The organism is Pyramidobacter sp. C12-8, assembly GCF_002007215.1.
Classification (GTDB): domain Bacteria; phylum Synergistota; class Synergistia; order Synergistales; family Dethiosulfovibrionaceae; genus Pyramidobacter.
The window spans coordinates 16,381-33,236 of record NZ_MUHX01000006.1; the positions used below are offsets into that span (position 1 = coordinate 16,381).

Consider the following 16,856-nt stretch of genomic DNA (forward strand, 5'->3'; position numbering starts at 1 on the left):
CGCTGTCAATTTTCCGCGGCGGCTTTTTGGGCTTCCCGCGGTCCTTGCAATTTTTCGCTTTGTGTGTCAAAATATTCGTAGAAGCAAAGAAGTGTTTTTTGCTCGGAATTCACCCGCTGCCGGAGAACGATGCGGCGGCCGTTAATCTTAAGGAGGTCATTCACATGCAGGAAAGAAAAGGCGTCGTCACGATGAAGGGGAATCCGCTCACGCTGGTCGGACCGGAGCTGAAAGTCGGCGACAAGGCGCCCGATTTCATCGTGGTCGACACGGCCATGGCGCCCAAATCGCTGAAGGATTACGAGGGCAAGATCAAGGTGCTCTCCGTGACGCCGTCGCTGGACACGCCCGTCTGCGATCTGCAGGCCACGTGGTTCAACGAGGACACGGCCGAGCTGGGCGACGTGTACGTGCTCAACGTTAGCATGGATCTGCCCTTCGCGTTGAAGCGCTACTGCGCCGCCAAGGGCTTCGACAAGGTGGCGACGCTCTCCGACCACCGCGAGGCGTCGTTCGGCACGGCCTACGGCGTGCTGCTCAAGGAACTGCGCCTGCTGGCCCGCGCCGTGTTCGTGGTCGACTGCGACGACGTGATCCGCTATATCGAAGTGGTGCCCGAGGCCACCAACTCCATCGACTACGACAAGCTGCTGGAGGCCGTCAAGGCGCTGGCGTAAGGACAAAACACGAATACCGCTCCACAAAAACGCCCCTCGAAAGCCGGAACGTTTCCGGCCTTCGAGGGGTATTTTCGCGGCATTTTTCGTGTGCGGCACAAGAAGAAAAGCCTGTCGTGTCACTCTGGTCGACCGAAAGAGCCGCCTTCTCCTGCGCCGCGAAGCGGAAAGCAAGACCGCCGACGACTGCGTCGACAGGACCATCATCGACCTGCTGAAAGATCTGCCGCATAAGAACATCACGCCCGACCGTGGCTGCGAGTTCTCCAACTGCGAACAGATCAACACCGGTCTTGGGGGAATCGAATTCTATTATCCCGAGCCGCATCAACCATGGCAGAGGGGAACGAACGAGAACGCCAACGGGCTTTTGAGGGAATACTTCTCAAGAGGAAGGACGTCACGGATATCCCCGACGAAATTATCCAAATGTATGTCAGCCGCTTCAACACGCGACCTCGTAAATGTCTTGGCTGGAAACCTCCTGATGAGATTTTCCACTCGACTTCGTTGCTCTTGGCTTGAATATTCGCACCGGCGCGTGATATATTTATAGTTAGCTGCAACTAATTCAAATTCGAAAAAGACGAATGGGAGGCGATCGGCACGAAAAATTACGAAGAACTTTCCCGCCGTCATTTCAACAGACAGGCCGCCGTCTACGACGAAAACACCGGCATGTACTATTCCGGCCCGGCCAGGGTCAGCGGCGCCGACGCGCTGGCGTATCTCCGGGAGATACGATACGAATCGCTGCTCGACGTCGGCTGCGGCACGGGCTTTCTTCTCGACGGACTGGCCCGGCAGCGGCGCGCCGTTTACAAGGGGCTTGACATCTCGGAAGGGATGATCGACGTCGCGCGCGGGAAAAAGATCCCCGGCGCGGAATTCGTTTTGGGAAGCGCCGACAAACTGCCCTGGAAGGACGGCGTTTTCGACGTCGTCACGTGCATCCAGAGCTTTCACCATTATCCCTACGCCGACGAGGCCGTGCGGGAAGTTTATCGCGTTTTGAGGCCGGGAGGGCTGTATCTGCTCTCCGACACGGGCGTCGGCGGACTGGGGGCGTGGCTCGACAACCGCATCATTTTCCCGCTGCTGCGAAGCGGCGACTGCCGCAGCGAAAACCGGCACGCCGCCGCGGCGCGCATGGAGCGTCACGGCTTCGCGGTGATCAGAAACGAACGGCTGCGCGGGCTGATCTATACCGTCGTCGGCCGCAAGCCGAAAGCGGATTGACAGGAAGGGGGCGCATTTGTATCATGAAAGCCGATTACAAAAATTGGGTGCCGAAGGGGCTGATCGCGGCGCTGCTGGCCGCGTCGGCGACGGGCGGGCTGTGTTTCGCCGCCTTCGGAGCCGCCGGCTGGGGCGTAGGACGGACGGCCCGGATCGCTTGGACCGTCGCCGCCGGGACGATCTGCGCGCTCTGCGGCCTTCTCGCGGCGCAGTTCATCGTCATGTACCGCGCCTTTTCCTATAATGGCAAACGGCAGCTGGCGCGCCAGATCGTGGAGGGCACGGCGCGGTACGTCGAACTGCCGCCGGGAGGCCGCGGACTGGACGTGGGCTGCGGCAGCGGCGCGCTGACGATCGCCTGCGCCAAGCGCAATCCGCAGGGTTCCATGCTGGGCATCGACCGCTGGGGACGCGAGTACGCCTCGTACAACAAGCCGCTTTGCGAGCGCAACGCGGCGGCCGAGGGCACGAGCAACGTCGGCTTCGCCCGCGGCGACGCGCTGAAGCTGGACTTTCCCGACGAAAGTTTCGACGCCGTGACCAGCAACTACGTGTATCACAACGTGCGCGGCGCCGACAAACGGGAACTGCTTCTGGAAACGCTGCGCGTGCTGAAGAAGGGCGGCGTCTTCGCCATCCACGACCTGATGACGCCGTCGCGCTACGGCGACATGCGGGAGTTCGTCCGCGAACTGAAGCGGCGGGGGTATGAAGAAGTTCAGCTGCTCGACACGACCACAGGCATGTTCATGAGCCCGGCGGAGGCCCGACGTCTGATGCTCACGGGCTCGGCGCTGCTGACGGGAAGAAAATGACGGGAGTGAAATCATCGTGACAAACGCTGTTCACGTGACCGCGGGGCTTTTGATCCCGTTTCTGGGCACGAGCCTGGGCGCGGCCTGCGTCTTCTTCATGAAGGGCAACCTGAGGGAAAACGTGCAGAAGAGCCTTACCGGCTTCGCTGCCGGCGTGATGGTGGCCGCTTCCGTGTGGAGCCTGCTGATCCCGGCCATCGATCTGGCGGCGGACTACGGCCGGGGCGCCGTCGTGCCGTCGGTCGCCGGCTTCTGGCTGGGGATCCTGTTTCTGCTGCTGCTCGACCACGCCATTCCGCACCTGCACCAGTTCAGTGAGGAGGCGGAGGGGCCGCGCAGCCGTCTGGCACGCACGACGATGATGGTTCTGGCGGTGACGATCCACAACGTGCCCGAGGGCATGGCCGTCGGCGTGGTCTACGCCGGCCTGCTGTCGGGCACGGCGAACATCACGCCGATGAGCGCGCTGGCGCTGGCTGTCGGCATCGCCATCCAGAACTTTCCGGAAGGCGCGATCATCTCCATGCCGCTCCACGCCGAAGGGCAGAACAAATGGAAAGCGTTCACGGGCGGCGTGCTCTCCGGCGCCGTCGAGCCGCTGGGCGCGGCCGGCACGCTGCTGGCCATCGGCCTTGTCGTACCGGCCATGCCCTATCTGCTCAGTTTCGCCGCCGGCGCCATGCTCTATGTCGTCGTCGAAGAACTGATCCCGGAGATGTCGCAGGGCCCCCACTCCGACTGCGGCACGCTCTCGTTCGCTCTGGGATTCAGCGTCATGATGGCGCTGGACGTGATGCTGGGGTGAGAACGGCGGCGGGACAAAAAATGCCGCGGAGACGCCAGGCCACGGAGAGACGCGGCAAACGCCGCGTCATCACGCTGATAAAAGCGGGATCGGCCAGCCCGGTTCACCGATCGCGCGTATCGTGTTTTTCCGTTTTTTTTCTGTGCCTCCGTGCTGGCCTTCGTTCCCATCCCCACGCATCGATAAACAGCTCATGATAAATTAATTCAAGAAGCCTCCGGAAAATCCCGCGTTCCTGCGGAACTTCCGGAGGCTTTTTCATGCCGCGCCGGGCGCGGACAGTCGGCTAGCGGCGCGCGGCTTCGAAGCTCAGGTCGGGATAACCGGCGGCGCGGACGGTCACGGCGCTGCGCTCCTTGAAGAGCGGCGCGGAAAGGTCGAGGCGGCCTTCGCCGTCGATGACCTTCGCTTTCTTCGGATTGACCGCTGTGCCGTCGATCGTCAGCTCGCGGACGCAGCGCAGATAGTTCTTGAAATCGTCTTCTCCGCCGACGGGGACGAGGCGTCCGCCTTCCGCGTCCCAAGCGGCGGGCAGCGCGTCGGTCGAGAGCACGAAAATCGCGGTCAGCGTCTCGTACACGCCCTTTTCGTCCGTGATTTTCATCTCGTATTCGCCGGGCTTGTTCTGCGCGGACCAAACGATGCGGCCGTCTGCGGCCGCGCCGCCGTCAAGCGCGCCGGCGTCGTACACGGGAACGTAGTCCCTGGGCAGCTCGCCTTCGATCGCAAACGCCGTGCCGCCGGCCGCGAGCGCGGCGTTCTCCGCCTTCAGACGGCAGCCGGTGAGGACGGGCAGATAAACCTGCGCGTCCACATTGTAGACGGCCTTGTCGGTGATGTAGGTCAGGCCGGTGATCGTCGTGCCGGTCAGGGTCTTGTAGTGCGCGGGGAAGGTGGGATTGACGTCCTTGATGAATTTGGTGTGGCCCACGTTCCAGCCCAGCTCGCGGCCGCCGCGCCAGATGTTCTCCAGGCGGCGCATGCCGTAGTCGCTCTGCGCCGTGCGGACGATCACGCCGTACAGCGTTTCCTTCTCGGGGTCGGTGTCGAAGCCGTCCAGCTTCATCTGGTAGTCGCCGCGCCGGGTCATGGTCCTGACGCTGCCCTTCACGTCCGCGACGGCCACTTCCGGCAGCCCCTGCACCTTGCCGAAGGCGGGCGCGCCGCCGGCAACGCTCATTTCCTTGAAGAACGCGGGAACCTGCGCCAGTTCGGTCCAGGCGTAGCTGCCGAGGGCGAACAATTCGTCGGCCGAAGCGGCGCGAGCAAATCCCTTCAGCGCCGCCTCGTCAGTCTTGACGGGGAACGTCACGCCTTCGATGACCAGCGCTTTGTCGTCGCCGGTGTGGTAGGTGCCTCCGACCAGCTTCGCGTTCCTCGCCTTGGCGACGGTCGCCGAGGTGACCGCATCCACCGGCACGGGGTTCTTCGTCAGTTCCGCCCTGTAAAAATCGTCGTAGGGAACGTTCATCAGCACGAAAACCGGCGCGCTCTCGGCGCTCCCCGCTCCGCACGCCGCCAATGCCAGCGCGGCGATTGCCGCTGTCAGTCCTTTTTTCAACATAGCTCAGCCTCCTTGGATATTGTAGTTAGATAAATCTAACATCAGCGTCATCATAGCATTTCCCGCCGCCGCGTGTCAACGAAAATCCCCATGCTGAAGCCGCCGGCAAATTTTTCTCGGGAAGCGGGCGATATTTCCCGCTCCGCCGCCGAAGACAATGTTTTTCGCGCGCGTTCGGCGGTATAATAATCGCGAAAAGATTCGCGCGCTACGCTTCAAGCGAGAGGAGGCCCGGACAATGACGTACACAAAATATTACGATTCGCCGCTCGGCAGAATGCTCATGGCCGCCGACGGCGCGGCGCTGACGGGGCTGTGGTTCGAGGGGCAGAAACATTTCGCCCGTACGCTGGCGGGACAGCACGCCGAGGGCGACCTGCCCGTGTTCGCCGAAACGGCGGCGTGGCTGGACACGTATTTCGCGGGCCAGAACCCCGGCCCCGTTCCGCCGCTGAGCCTGCACGGCAGCGAATTCCAACTGGCCGTGTGGGACGCGCTCGTGGCCATCCCCTACGGAACCGTCAGGACTTACGGCGACATCACCCGCCGGATCGCTTCGGAACGGGGACTCAGCCATATGTCGGCGCGGGCCGTCGGCGGCGCGGTCGCTCACAATCCCATCTCCGTCATCGTGCCCTGTCACCGCGTCGTCGGCGCCGGCGGCAGCCTGACCGGCTACGCCGGAGGCCTCGCCAGAAAACAGACCCTGCTGCGCCTCGAAGGCGTCGACCTGAGCCGCTTCTTCGTCCCCAAAACGGGAACGGCGCTGTAAAGAGCGATTCGCCAAAACTCGAAAAACGCCGTCAACGGCAGATTTCGCCGCAGACCGTTTCACGCAGAACGGCAAAAGATCGCGCCGCGCTCCCCTGACAAAAGGGGAACGCGGCGCGGCTTTTTGAAAAGACACCTCCGGCATGACGGAGTTCCGCCATGTCATACTATTCTTGATAGAAAGTATAAACATAGTTTTCTGGGCGCTGCGAGGGAGTTCAGTCACTCAGAACTACCTCGACTGCTGCGCAGCTCGCTTTGTGAATTTTCCCCGCAGCACCCTTATGTTCGGCTTTTTAATTGAGAAAATAATATCATTCGGAAGGCATAACGCCTCCCCATATTCGCGGCCTTGCAAAAAGTCCCGAACCTGACGCAGATCCGGGACTTCGATTCTCTCAGGACGAACGTCGTCTAGTCGGCAGCCTTCTTGGCGGCTTCGATTTCTTCGGCCGTGGCGTCGGCGTCGCGCAGATAGCGGCCGATGCCGTTCTGCATGATATCGTCATAGGAAGGCATGTTGGTGATCACGATCTTGCGCTCGCCTTCGGGGCCTTTCGCCAGCATCCGCTGCGCCTCGGCGTCGTCGATCTTCAGCGCCGCACCGGGCTTCAGTTCGCCGAGATCCTTGGGATAACCGCCGTACTCGTTGCGGGCGTCTTCGCCCAGGTCGGAGTAGATCTCCGCCAGAGACAGATCGGTGGCCACGTTGCGGCCGGTGCGCTCGTTCAGAGTGACGCCCTCGCTCTTGTAGTCGACCTTCAGCAGCTTGTCCTCGAGCAGATGGCGGTACACTTCGTCCTTGCCGTTGATGATCAGCTCTTCATAGGTGACGCCGCGGGCGGAACCCTGGCTGGGGTTGGGCGTCTCCGAAAGGAAAGCGATGGCGGGCGTGTAGTCGCCAAGCTCGCGGTGCGAAAATCCGTGCAGCGGGATGGGCGAGATTTCGACGCGCATCCTGATGTTCTGTTCCTCGAGCATCAGCGCCATCTCCGAGGTCAGGTCGATGCCTTTCTGATGCACGCAGATGGCGTTGACCAGAGGCTTTTCGGGCGGAGCTTCGTGATGGTCGATGATCATGTCGGCGCCCTCGTCCCAGCACATGCGGTTGAAAGCGTAGGCGACCTGCTGGGTCAGCAGACCGTGAGGATTGCCGGGATGGGCGCGGTCAAGGTTGCGGATCTCGTCGGCGGCCAGATTCTGCCCCGAGGGATAATGCAGGTACATGTCGGGGTCGGGGAACTGGTCGACGGGGTTGGAACCGCGGTTGCCGTAGCGGAAATAACGGACCTTGCCGCTGGGCGTGGCGATGTGGAAATAGGGCACATGGCCGAGCCCGGGCTCGCAGGTGCTGAAGCCGGAGTTGTTGGAGTGAGGCACCACCATGACCTTGCCCTCGGTGACCACGGCGTTCTCGACGAAGAGAATGGCCGCCAGCAGTCCGCCGGGCTCGGTGGGATGCGTGCCGCCCATGATGATGAAATTTCCGCCGGGCTTGCCGCTGTCGAGGACGTAGACCTTGGAGTCGCCGTTGGTCCCTTTCAGGAAAGGATTGTAATCGCTCAGCATCTTCACGCTGGTGACGCCGGGGCCTCTGTAAATGGGCTCGACGTTGAACTGATGGCGGAATTCCTTGCCGACGGTGAAGATCCCGGCGCCGAGTGCGGCCGCGAGGATCAGTCCGGTGAGGAAATTGCCGCGGCCTTTGTTCGCAGAATTGTTTTCAGACATTTTTCATTCTCCCTCTTGAACCGATCAGTGAAGCAGAAACAGACGCAGAAGGAAAGGAATAAGGAGGATGGCGCAGCCGATCTGCTTGGCAAGGCTTTTCTGGGTGAACAGGTTATAGATGAACAACACCGAGAAGAAGGCGACCATGACCAGATAGGCGTACTTCATGATAATGTACTGGATTGCCATAATGAGAAGACTCCTCTCTTACTTCAGGGGAATGCCCAGACCGCGCAGGAAGACCACGATCTCGTTGGCATAGACCATGACGACAACGCTGATGATCAACGACAGGACGGCGGGGAGAACGCATTTCTTGAGCATCTTGCCCTGATTCTCAAGCCCTACGGCGCGGGCGGCAAACTGCGCGGAAACCGAAGTCGGCGGCAGCAGCGCGCCCACGCACATGATCAGCGTCAGGGCGGAGGTGACCCAGATCGCGTTCTTGTTCGTGAAGGCCATGATCAGCGGGATGCCGAGCACGCCGGCGCAGCCGAAGGGCATCAGCAGACCGCCGACGATGGGCGCGACCACCGCGATGGACAGATAAAGCAGCGGTCCCTTCAATCCGAGGGCGCCAAGCACCGTGGCGCCGCGGGCGCCGGTCAGCCCCATGATCTGAATCATCATGCCGACGGCGGCAAAGAGCGCCATGACCTCGACGGACTCGGACATGGACTGGACGGATACCTTCCAGAAGTTGATCTTCTTTTTGCTGCACAGCAGCGCCATGACGATGCCCATGCAGAACACCAGCGGCGTGCCGGGGTCGATCTGCGGATAGTAACTCTTGACGATCATGTAGCCGATCAGGAACACCAGCGGGAACTGAGGCAGGAATCCCCTCACCGCGGGATCGCCGGGGATCTTGGCGAGAACGGCTTCCCTGTCGACCTTGCCGACCGAGCGGCGGGCGATGTACAGCACCGAGAAAACGGCCAGCGGCAGCGTCAGGATCAGCAGCGGGATCGCAAAGCCCTCGTAAGGCATGTAGACGCCCGTGCCGATCAGCATGGCGGGCACGTTGACGGGCGGCGCCACCATGCCGAACAGCGAGCCGAGAGCGATGATCGCCGCGGCGTCGTCGCGCGAAACGCCGATCTCCAGCAGAATGGGCAGCACGAGCACGCCGGTGCTCAGGACCGACGCGGGGGCCGAACCGGTGAGCATGGCCGGCAGCATGATCAGGATCATGATCAGGACCAGCAGAAGCGTAGGCGACTTGTGGAAGCCGCTGACGATCTCGCGGGTCAGCAGATTCAAGGCTCCGTTCTCCTTGAGGATGCTCATGAAGAGCATGCCGGCCGCCACCGTCAGCATCAGGTTGAGGAACAGCATGGAGCCCTCCATGAAGTGCCTCAGCAGCGACGGCACGGTCTCGCTGTTGCCGACGAAGACGCTGGCGATGGACGTGAAGTAGTCGCGTTTCAGAAGGGGATCGGTCATGCCGCCGACGACGGCCCCTGCGATCGACGCGACGACCAGCAGAACGGCGACGGGGATCTTACGCATGAACGAACCTGCCACCAGGATCGCCAGCATGACTCCCAAAACGATTAACGAATTGGTCATTCTCTTTCGTACCTCCAGAAAGGTAAAACTGTGACTTCGGCCTCGCTGCCCCACGGCAGCACTTTCACGCGCGGAACTTCGAACCGGCCGCCGCGTTCCGTCCGCGACCGCGGACGGAACGCGGCGGACCGTTATTCATTGACGGGATAAATCCTCTTTCCCGGGGAGGAACTTCGCGGGCGGATCATAGAGCCCGCCGGACCACTCCACCAGCTCCATGATGTTCTTGGCGGCCAGGCGGTCGCGGGTCGCCGTAGCCGCGTCGATGCCAAGATCGGCGGGCGTTTTGACGATGCCGAGCTCGCGCATCCGGCGGCGCTCCTCCTCGCTGCCCTGCAGCCCTACGGGGGTCTTGCCGGCGACGCTGCGGATGGCGGCCCGGCGCTCTTCGATGTCGCGGCAACGGTGCAGATACGCGATACCCTGTTCGGTGACGATGTGAGTGAGATCGTCGCCATAGATCATGACGGGCTCGATGGGCAGGTTGGCGTTTTTCATCAGTTTCTCGGCGTCAAGATGTTCCACGAACGCGGGGATTTCCTTGAACTGGCCGGGATTCTTCGTGTCCCTGATCTTGGCGACCGTGTTCAGGATCTGCACGACCAGGCGGCGGCCGCGGTGCAGATCGGGCCCGATGGCAGAGGCTTGGGCGCCGACTTCGGCGCCCGCCTTGAGCCATGCGGCCGTCGAGTGACGACGGCCGCGGGAATCGCAGCCCATGTTGGGCGCGCCGCCGAAACCGGCGACCTTCGTCGCCGTGGCCGTGCTGCTGTTGCCGTAAGGATCGATCTGCAGCGTCGCGCCGACGAACGCATCGATGGCGTAATGGCCGGCGACCTGCGACATGCAGCGGTTCGACCTCATCGAGCCGTCGGGACCGATGAAGAACACGTCGGGACGGGCCGCCACGTAACGTTCCATGCCCAGTTCGCCGCCGAAACTGTGGACCGACTTGACCCAGCCCGACTCGATGGCGGGAATCAGCGTCGGATGCGGATTGAGGATCCAGTTCGTGCAGATCTTGCCCTTCAGCCCCAGTTCCTCGCCGTACGTGGGCAGCAGCAGTTCGATGGCCGCGGTGTCGTAGCCGACGCCGTGGTTCAGGTTCTGGATGCCGTATTCGGCGTAAATGCCCTTGATGGTCATCATCGCCGTCAGCACGCGGGCGTCGGTGATCTTGGCGGGATCGCGCGTGAACAGCGGCTCGATGTAGAACGGCCGGGGCGATTTGACGATGAAATCGACGAAATCGGCGGGGATGTCCACGCGCGGCAGCCGGTCCACGATCTCGTTGACCTGGACGACGACGATGCCCTGACGGAACTTGGTGGCCTCGACGATCGTCGGCGTATCTTCGGTGCTGAAACCGGTGTAGAGGTTGCCCTCTCGGTCGGCGGCATCAGCCACGACCAGCGCCACGCGGGGCGTCAGATCGAGGAAATAGCGGCCGTAAAGTTCAAGATAGGTGTGAATGGCCCCGAGATCCAGCTTGCCGGCGCCGAGCAGCTCGGCGATGCGGCCGGACTGAGGCCCGGAGAACGAGAAATCGAGCTTCTTGGCGATGCCCTTTTCGAACACGTCGAGGTGCTCGGGCAGCGTCAGGACCGACTGCACCATGTGCAGATCGTGCACTTTGGCAGGATCGACGGCACACAGGCATTGAGCCAGAAAATCAGCCTGCTTCTGATTGTCGCCTTCGATGTTGACGCGGTCGAAAGGGCGGATAACCGCTTCGAGCAGAGCGACGGCATCCTCCGCCGCGACGACCTTGCCGCTGCCGACGATCTTCGCCGCCGCGGCAAGACGCTCGTCAGTATCGCGCTTGATCGTATCCCAGGTACGGGAAGTATCGTGATTGATCATCATCTGAAGTCTCCTTGAATTTTTTACAGCCCTCCGCTTCTCTTGCGCATTTCACACACAAGAGAGGAGAGCTCGCACAGCGCCGCACTCGGACAGGACGACGGGCTGCGTGATGCGTAATTTTCGGCGTCATGTCGGCAGGAAAGCCGAAAGAGAGCGGGACAGTCTTCCAACGACGCTCGAAGAATCCGCTCCTGCCCCGTTAAAACATCATGACTCACTCCCGCGAAAGAAGAATGAGTCATGACGTTCAGATCTATGCTTCTGTATTACTTGAGCATCTCCGGCATGATCTTGCGGAGGTCGCCGGTCTTCTGAATCGTGTACATGGGAACGTTCTTCTCAGTGCTGAGGTTGGTAAAGTAACCGTCAGCATTGCCGTCCTCACGAACGATCATGAAGTTGGCGTCGCCGGCAAAAGTCAGGAAAGGGGCCGAATTCGGACCGCGGCGGTCGGGGCCGCCGATGTGGAGCGCCACGACGTACGCGTTGTTCTTCTTGGCTTCGGCGATGAGCTCGGTGCAGCGGGCCAGTTCGGAAGGAATGTCCAGACCGGCGGCGCCAAGCCCCTTGCCGCTGCCGCCGAGAACCACGAACAGCGTCTTGTACTTTGTCCAGTCAACGTCTTTGGCAAAAACCGCCATCTCGTAGTCGACCTGATACTTTTTCGTCATCAGCTTCACGGCGTTGGCGTCCTGGCTCTGACCGAAGGGGGTCAAAAGGACGGGCTGCTGAACCGTGGGAAGCGCCGGCTGATCGGCAAAAGCGGCCGCGCCGAAAGCGAGAAAGCTGGCGCAGAGAAGCGCCGCAAGCGTAAATTTCTTCATCGTTGCGAAAATCTCCTTTAACGGATAGATTTGAGCGCCAGGCAAGAGAAACTTACCAGGCGAAGGTGTAGGCGTTTCTGGTGGGATCGGCGCCGACGCTCCAGAAGCCGTTCTCGCGCACGCCAAGGCCGAGAGAACCGGTGTTGGTCACGGGGACCATCTTGTAGCCCATGGCCTTCAGCTCGTCGAGCACCTTGGGATCGACCTGGGTCGGATAGTTGACCATGTAGGAAATCTGCTTGGGATATTTGTTCAGGCTGGCCGTGTCGCCGGCGGCGTCCGTAGCGATGCGGGGAGTCTCGACGGCCGCCTGGGGGCGCATGCCGAACTCGACGACGTTCAGGAATCCCTGGACCTTCGTCTGTTCCTGACGGTCGGCGTTGGGCGTGCCGAAAGCCATGTAAGGTTCGCCGTCCTTCAGAGCGATCGAAGGCGTGATCGTCTGCACGGTGCGCTTGTGAGCCTCGAGCGCGTTGGGCAGATCCATGTCGGGCGAGTACTGGATGCGGCGGTCGTTCATCATGATGCCGTGCACCATCATGCTGGAACCGAAGAAATGGTTGATGGAGTGCGTCACGGCCACGATGTTGCCTTCGGCGTCGCAGACGAACATATGCGTCGTGTCGGGACCCTTCTTCTCGTAGTCGACGAAGTACTTCTGGTCGCCCAGCGGGATCTCGTCGACGGCCTTGTTCATGTCGATCTGCTTGGTCATTTCCTTGGCGAACTCCTTGGTCAGGAGCGCGGCGGGGAACTTGTGGAAGCGGGGATCGGCGCTGAAGCGGTTGCGGTGGTTGATGGCGATCTGCAGAGCCTGGGTGAGGACGTTGATGTAATCCTTGCTGTTGTGCCCCATGGCCTTGAGGTCATAGTTCTCGAGCATGTTGAGCGTCTCGATCAGAACGGTGCCCTGGCTGTTGGGAGGCGTGCAGTACACGTCGATGCCGCGGTAGTTGGTGGTGATGGGCGTGGTCTCCTCGGCATGGAACTCGTTGAAGTCCTCGATGGAGAAATCGCCGCCGTTTTCGTTGTTCCACTTGACGATCTCTTCGGCGACAGGGCCGCGATAGAAGTAGTCGTCGGCCGCCTTGAAGCCGTCGGCAAGCGTCTTGCCTTCGGCCGCCTTGGCCGCCACCTCGCCCATCGTCTTCATCAGATCGGCATAGTCCTTGTTCACATAGACGTCGCCGGCTTTCAGCGCTTTGCCGTTGGGGAAGAACACGGCCTTGGCCTGATCGTTCATGGGGCCGGCGTTCTTCTCGATCATGTTGGCCAGGAAGTCGTCGACGATGATGCCGTTCTCGGCCATGTCGACCACGGGCGCGAGGATGTCCTTCAGGGGCATCGTGCCGTACTTGGCCAGGAACGTCATCCAGCCCGACCACTCGCCGGGGATGTGCATGGAGAAAATGCCCTTGGCGGGAATCTCGGCGTCTCTCTCGAGCTGCTCCTTGGCCTTGTTGGGAGCCCAGCCGGTGCCGTTGAAGCTGAAAACCTTCTTGTCCTTGGCGGAATAACCGATCAGCTGCAGGTCGCCGCCGAAGATGTGACACATCATGACCTCGCTGTAGCTCTGCGCCGCAGCCATGGCCAGCGCCGCGTCGAACGCGGTGCCGCCGGCCTGCAGGATCTTCATGCCGGCCAGTGCCGCGGCGGGACTGCCCGCGTGAGCGACGGCGCGGCCGCTGATCGTGGGACGCGTCTGCTTGTACATCAGATTCGCGCTCGCGCTGCCGGCAAAAACGCTCAGGCCCAGCGCAACTGCTGCCAAAACTTTCTTGTTCATTGTACTTCCCCCTCACAAAGATGAAATACTCTCCTCTGCTCCATCCGGAGCGCCCTTGCTTAAAACTTTATATGCCACGCCCAACATTATCGGGAGGACATACCATAAGGTTATAATAACCTGACGAAATTCTAGCACAGGCCATTCGATAAAATTGTCATTGAAGCTAACTGACACGTTGAGAATCTATTTAAAATACAGCGGCAGTTTAAGAAGGACGGCTCGCTCTTCCCTATTCGCCCCGGACACGCGGTCCATTATAAGCAGACCTCCTTCATGCGTCTAATACATCAGTTATATATCGCTTATGCTTCAAATTTATGATTATGGCTTTGTTTTCGCAAGAAAGGGGCATTTGCGATCTTCGTTCGCCCGTTACAAAATTTTCACGCCGCTCCTTTCATTTACGGTGCGCCGTCAATCAAACCCCTTGATTGCGATGCGCATCACAGCATCATCGTGTTGTACGAAAAAACGTGCTCGCGCCATTCCGTGCCCATGGCGTATTCCCAGAAGAGCCTCATGCCGCCGGTGAAGGAACTGCTTTCGCGCCGCAGCATGTAGACGTAACGCGCCACCTGCAGACGGCGCACCGGCACGACCATGATGTCATGGTTTTCGCGGTTGGCCGCCAGCAGCGAGCGCGCCACAAAACCGACGCCGGCGCCGAGCGTCACCGACGACAGCACGTCGTTGTTGCCCGACACCTGCATGACGACGTTCATCTGCGCCAACGACAGGCCGACGCGGTTCAGCGCCTGGATCAGCAGGCGCATCAGATTGCCCGAGGCGTCGCGCACGATCAACGGCAGGCGTTTCAGTTCGCGCAGCGTAATCGGTCCCGACAGTCCCATGCGGACCGGAGCGATCAAAACAAGCGGATCGTAAAAGAACCGCTCGAAAACGATGCCGTCGTCCTGCGGTCGAGTGCCGGTCACGCCGAGATCGAACTCCCCCTCTTTGAGACGACGCGCCAGTTCGGTGCCTCGAAACGTTTTGACCTGTACCGTAAGCGTAGGGTTCTCCTCGCGGAATTTATTGGTCAGCACAGGCAGGAGCGAGCTGCCCGGCGTCGGCGTGACGCCGATTCTGACGGGCGTCTGCGGCGCATCCGACGACAGCGTGACGGCCGACAGCATGCCCCGATAATCGGCCAGCGCCTTTCGAGCGAACGTGGCAAAGATTTCGCCGGCCGCCGTCGGACGAACGGGACGCCGCTGCCCAGGCGTGCGTTCCAACAGCCTCTGCCCCACTTCCGCCTCCAGCACGTTCAGCGAAGCCGTGATGCTCGGCTGGCTCAGGTGCAGCAGACGGCCGGCGGCAGCAAAAGAACCGCAGCTCAAAATCGTCGCAAAAAGGTGAAGCTGTTCGAATCGCATCTGTCGGCCTCTCTTCTCTCGAAAATTTCTTATTGAAAAAACTTATAACTTCTAAAATCAAGTATACACGCACGGGACGATTTTGCCAGCCTTCAGAAAAATTAAATATATATTTTTTCGATAGGTCATTCGCAAAACGCAAAAAACAGATACCTAGCAAGTCTTTGATTTTACTGGACCGGGCTGATATATTGAGACCGTGAACGAAATGGCGTTCACACATACGAAATTATTCAACAGGGGGACGATCATGATGAAAAAGAGCATCTTAGCAAAAGTTGTGTCTGTCGCCGCGCTGTTCATCACATGCGGTGCGGCCTTCGCCGCCGGCAAATACGACAACTGGCCGGAAAAGGATATTCACATCGTCTACTACACCCGCCCCGGTTCGGGCGGCGACACGTTCCTTCGCAACATGGCCGTCGCCGTCAAGAACAAGCTGAACGGGCACAACATCGTGATCGAGAATCTCATCGATCCTTCCGGCGCCGTGCCTTGGGGGCGTGTGCAGAGAGCGCCCCAGGACGGCTACACGCTGGCCTGCCTGAGCACCACGGTGGTCACCGCCGATCTGATCGGTCATTCGCCCGTCAAATATCCCGACTTCGCCTATGTTTGCGCGCTGGGCAACGATCCTCAGTACGTCTTCACCCGTAAGGACATGCAGTTCGACACGTTGCCCGAGCTGATCGACTACGCGAAAAAGAATCCCGGCAAGCTTAACTGGGGCACCGCGGCACCAACCAGCGCCAGCACGATCTGCTCCGCCGAGATCATCCGCACGACGGGGATCGACGTGAACCGGATCGTTTTCGACACCGGCGGCGACACGCTGGTCAATATTCTCGGCGGTTTCTGCGACGTGGGCGTCGGCGAATACGTCGACATGCGTCCGCAGGTCGAAGCCGGCAACCTCAAGCTGATTGCGTTGCTTGCCAGAGACCGCAACAGCCTCAACGTGCCTACCACCGTCGAGAATGGTTTCAACATCGTCTTCGAGCGTCTGCGCGGTCTCGCCGCTCCCGCCGGCACCGATCCCGAACTGGTGGCCCGTATGGCCGAAGTTTTCAAGGCCGCCCTTGACGACGAGAAGTTCAAAAAGTATCTGGCCGACGAGGCTATCGAGGGCAAGTTCGTCGATGGCGCCGCGTTCCTCGCCTCCTATGACGGCGTGGCCGCAACCATCAAAGACAACGAAGCGGCTCTGCGCGGCAAGAAAAATTAGTCTTGTCGAAATTCTGGCAGATTCGCCGCCGCGGCGCGGCGAGTCTGCTCTTTCGTATCGAAATCGACGGTTCGCCGCGATTTTGGGAACTGATTTTTATTTTTCGTTCAAGGAGGAATCCCTTTGAGCAGTTTTCTCAGCAAGGATCGCCTGATCGGCCTCTTTTGCTTCGCCTTTGCCGGTTACGTCTGGTACGAAGCGGGGACGTTCCCCACATCCGACTTCGACGCGGTCGGTCCCACGCTGTATCCGCGTTTTCTCGCCACGGTCATCGGTCTGGCGGCGCTGATCATTTTCCTGAAGGCAAAGCCCGAAAACGCCGCCGGCGCTTCGCGCCCCAAGTACGGATCGTTCCTGTACGTGATCCTGCTTTCCGCCGCCTACGCTACCCTGCTGAATCCGCTCGGTTTTATCCCTACGACGATTCTGTTCCTGCTGTGCATGGTGATTTACTTCGACCCCAGCGAGATGAAGGTCCGGCTGCGCAACGCCGCGCTTTATGCGGTGCTGTTCAGCGTTTTCCTGTATCTCTTCTTCGCCAAACTGCTGGGCGTACTTTTGCCCGGCGGCGTACTTCACGGTCTGCTCGGCTGATTTCAAGG

Annotated in this window: 17 protein-coding genes; 8 read left to right on the top strand and 9 right to left on the bottom strand. The window is 60.6% G+C overall.

Annotation, left to right across the window (positions count from 1 at the left end; all coding sequences use genetic code 11):
- Positions 1–5: 5 nt before the first annotated feature.
- Positions 6–164, bottom strand: coding sequence for a hypothetical protein (locus tag B0D78_RS13200; RefSeq protein ID WP_205948257.1), 159 nt, complete (start codon positions 162–164; stop codon positions 6–8).
- Between B0D78_RS13200 and tpx the strand changes: the two genes are divergently transcribed.
- The 5 genes from tpx to B0D78_RS03425 all read left to right on the top strand — a co-directional run bounded on the left by tpx (position 165) and on the right by B0D78_RS03425 (position 3,536).
- Entirely contained in the window at positions 165–677 is a 513-nt protein-coding gene (gene tpx / locus B0D78_RS03405; RefSeq protein ID WP_078015586.1) for a thiol peroxidase, read from the top strand.
- Positions 678–765: 88 nt separating this feature from the next.
- Positions 766–1,233 carry an IS30 family transposase gene (locus tag B0D78_RS13570; RefSeq protein WP_168169981.1) on the top strand — a complete coding sequence of 156 codons (468 nt, stop codon included), beginning with the start codon at positions 766–768 and terminating at the stop codon, positions 1,231–1,233.
- A gap of 122 nt (positions 1,234–1,355) precedes the next feature.
- A complete protein-coding gene (locus tag B0D78_RS03415; protein ID WP_199674692.1) occupies positions 1,356–1,916 on the top strand; it encodes a class I SAM-dependent methyltransferase in 561 nt (186 codons plus the stop codon).
- Positions 1,917–1,939: 23 nt separating this feature from the next.
- Positions 1,940–2,731, top strand: coding sequence for a class I SAM-dependent methyltransferase (locus tag B0D78_RS03420; protein ID WP_078015589.1), 792 nt, complete (start codon positions 1,940–1,942; stop codon positions 2,729–2,731).
- Positions 2,732–2,747: 16 nt separating this feature from the next.
- Complete coding sequence (locus B0D78_RS03425; RefSeq protein ID WP_120372173.1) at positions 2,748–3,536, top strand: ZIP family metal transporter; 789 nt, start codon at positions 2,748–2,750, stop codon at positions 3,534–3,536.
- A gap of 286 nt (positions 3,537–3,822) precedes the next feature.
- Here B0D78_RS03425 and B0D78_RS03430 read toward each other — a convergent pair whose 3' ends face one another.
- Positions 3,823–5,100, bottom strand: a complete 1,278-nt coding sequence (locus B0D78_RS03430; RefSeq protein WP_078015591.1) for a hemoblobin-interacting domain-containing protein — start codon at positions 5,098–5,100, stop codon at positions 3,823–3,825.
- 238 nt (positions 5,101–5,338) lie between these two features.
- On the opposite strand from B0D78_RS03430, the gene B0D78_RS03435 reads away from it, so the two are divergent.
- Positions 5,339–5,872 carry a methylated-DNA--[protein]-cysteine S-methyltransferase gene (locus tag B0D78_RS03435; RefSeq protein WP_078015592.1) on the top strand — a complete coding sequence of 178 codons (534 nt, stop codon included), beginning with the start codon at positions 5,339–5,341 and terminating at the stop codon, positions 5,870–5,872.
- A gap of 413 nt (positions 5,873–6,285) precedes the next feature.
- On the opposite strand, the gene B0D78_RS03440 is transcribed toward B0D78_RS03435, so the two are convergent.
- The 7 genes from B0D78_RS03440 to B0D78_RS03465 all read right to left on the bottom strand — a co-directional run bounded on the left by B0D78_RS03440 (position 6,286) and on the right by B0D78_RS03465 (position 15,029).
- Positions 6,286–7,602, bottom strand: coding sequence for a hypothetical protein (locus B0D78_RS03440; protein WP_078015593.1), 1,317 nt, complete (start codon positions 7,600–7,602; stop codon positions 6,286–6,288).
- Between the two features lie 24 nt (positions 7,603–7,626).
- Positions 7,627–7,791 carry a hypothetical protein gene (locus B0D78_RS12760; protein WP_158606266.1) on the bottom strand — a complete coding sequence of 55 codons (165 nt, stop codon included), beginning with the start codon at positions 7,789–7,791 and terminating at the stop codon, positions 7,627–7,629.
- 18 nt (positions 7,792–7,809) lie between these two features.
- Positions 7,810–9,174, bottom strand: coding sequence for a TRAP transporter large permease subunit (locus tag B0D78_RS03445; protein ID WP_078015594.1), 1,365 nt, complete (start codon positions 9,172–9,174; stop codon positions 7,810–7,812).
- Between the two features lie 135 nt (positions 9,175–9,309).
- Entirely contained in the window at positions 9,310–11,040 is a 1,731-nt protein-coding gene (gene mdcA / locus B0D78_RS03450) for a malonate decarboxylase subunit alpha (protein WP_240496108.1), read from the bottom strand.
- A gap of 266 nt (positions 11,041–11,306) precedes the next feature.
- Positions 11,307–11,864 carry a DUF6305 family protein gene (locus B0D78_RS03455; protein WP_078015595.1) on the bottom strand — a complete coding sequence of 186 codons (558 nt, stop codon included), beginning with the start codon at positions 11,862–11,864 and terminating at the stop codon, positions 11,307–11,309.
- 52 nt (positions 11,865–11,916) lie between these two features.
- Complete coding sequence (locus tag B0D78_RS03460) at positions 11,917–13,650, bottom strand: gamma-glutamyltransferase family protein (protein WP_078015596.1); 1,734 nt, start codon at positions 13,648–13,650, stop codon at positions 11,917–11,919.
- Between the two features lie 446 nt (positions 13,651–14,096).
- Entirely contained in the window at positions 14,097–15,029 is a 933-nt protein-coding gene (locus tag B0D78_RS03465) for a LysR family transcriptional regulator (RefSeq protein ID WP_078015597.1), read from the bottom strand.
- Positions 15,030–15,282: 253 nt separating this feature from the next.
- On the opposite strand from B0D78_RS03465, the gene B0D78_RS03470 reads away from it, so the two are divergent.
- Positions 15,283–16,254, top strand: coding sequence for a tripartite tricarboxylate transporter substrate binding protein (locus tag B0D78_RS03470; RefSeq protein ID WP_168169982.1), 972 nt, complete (start codon positions 15,283–15,285; stop codon positions 16,252–16,254).
- A gap of 123 nt (positions 16,255–16,377) precedes the next feature.
- The gene (locus B0D78_RS03475; RefSeq protein ID WP_168169983.1) at positions 16,378–16,848 is read left to right on the top strand and encodes a tripartite tricarboxylate transporter TctB family protein; all 471 of its coding nucleotides are present in this window, start codon (positions 16,378–16,380) and stop codon (positions 16,846–16,848) included.
- The last annotated feature ends 8 nt before the right edge of the window (positions 16,849–16,856 follow it).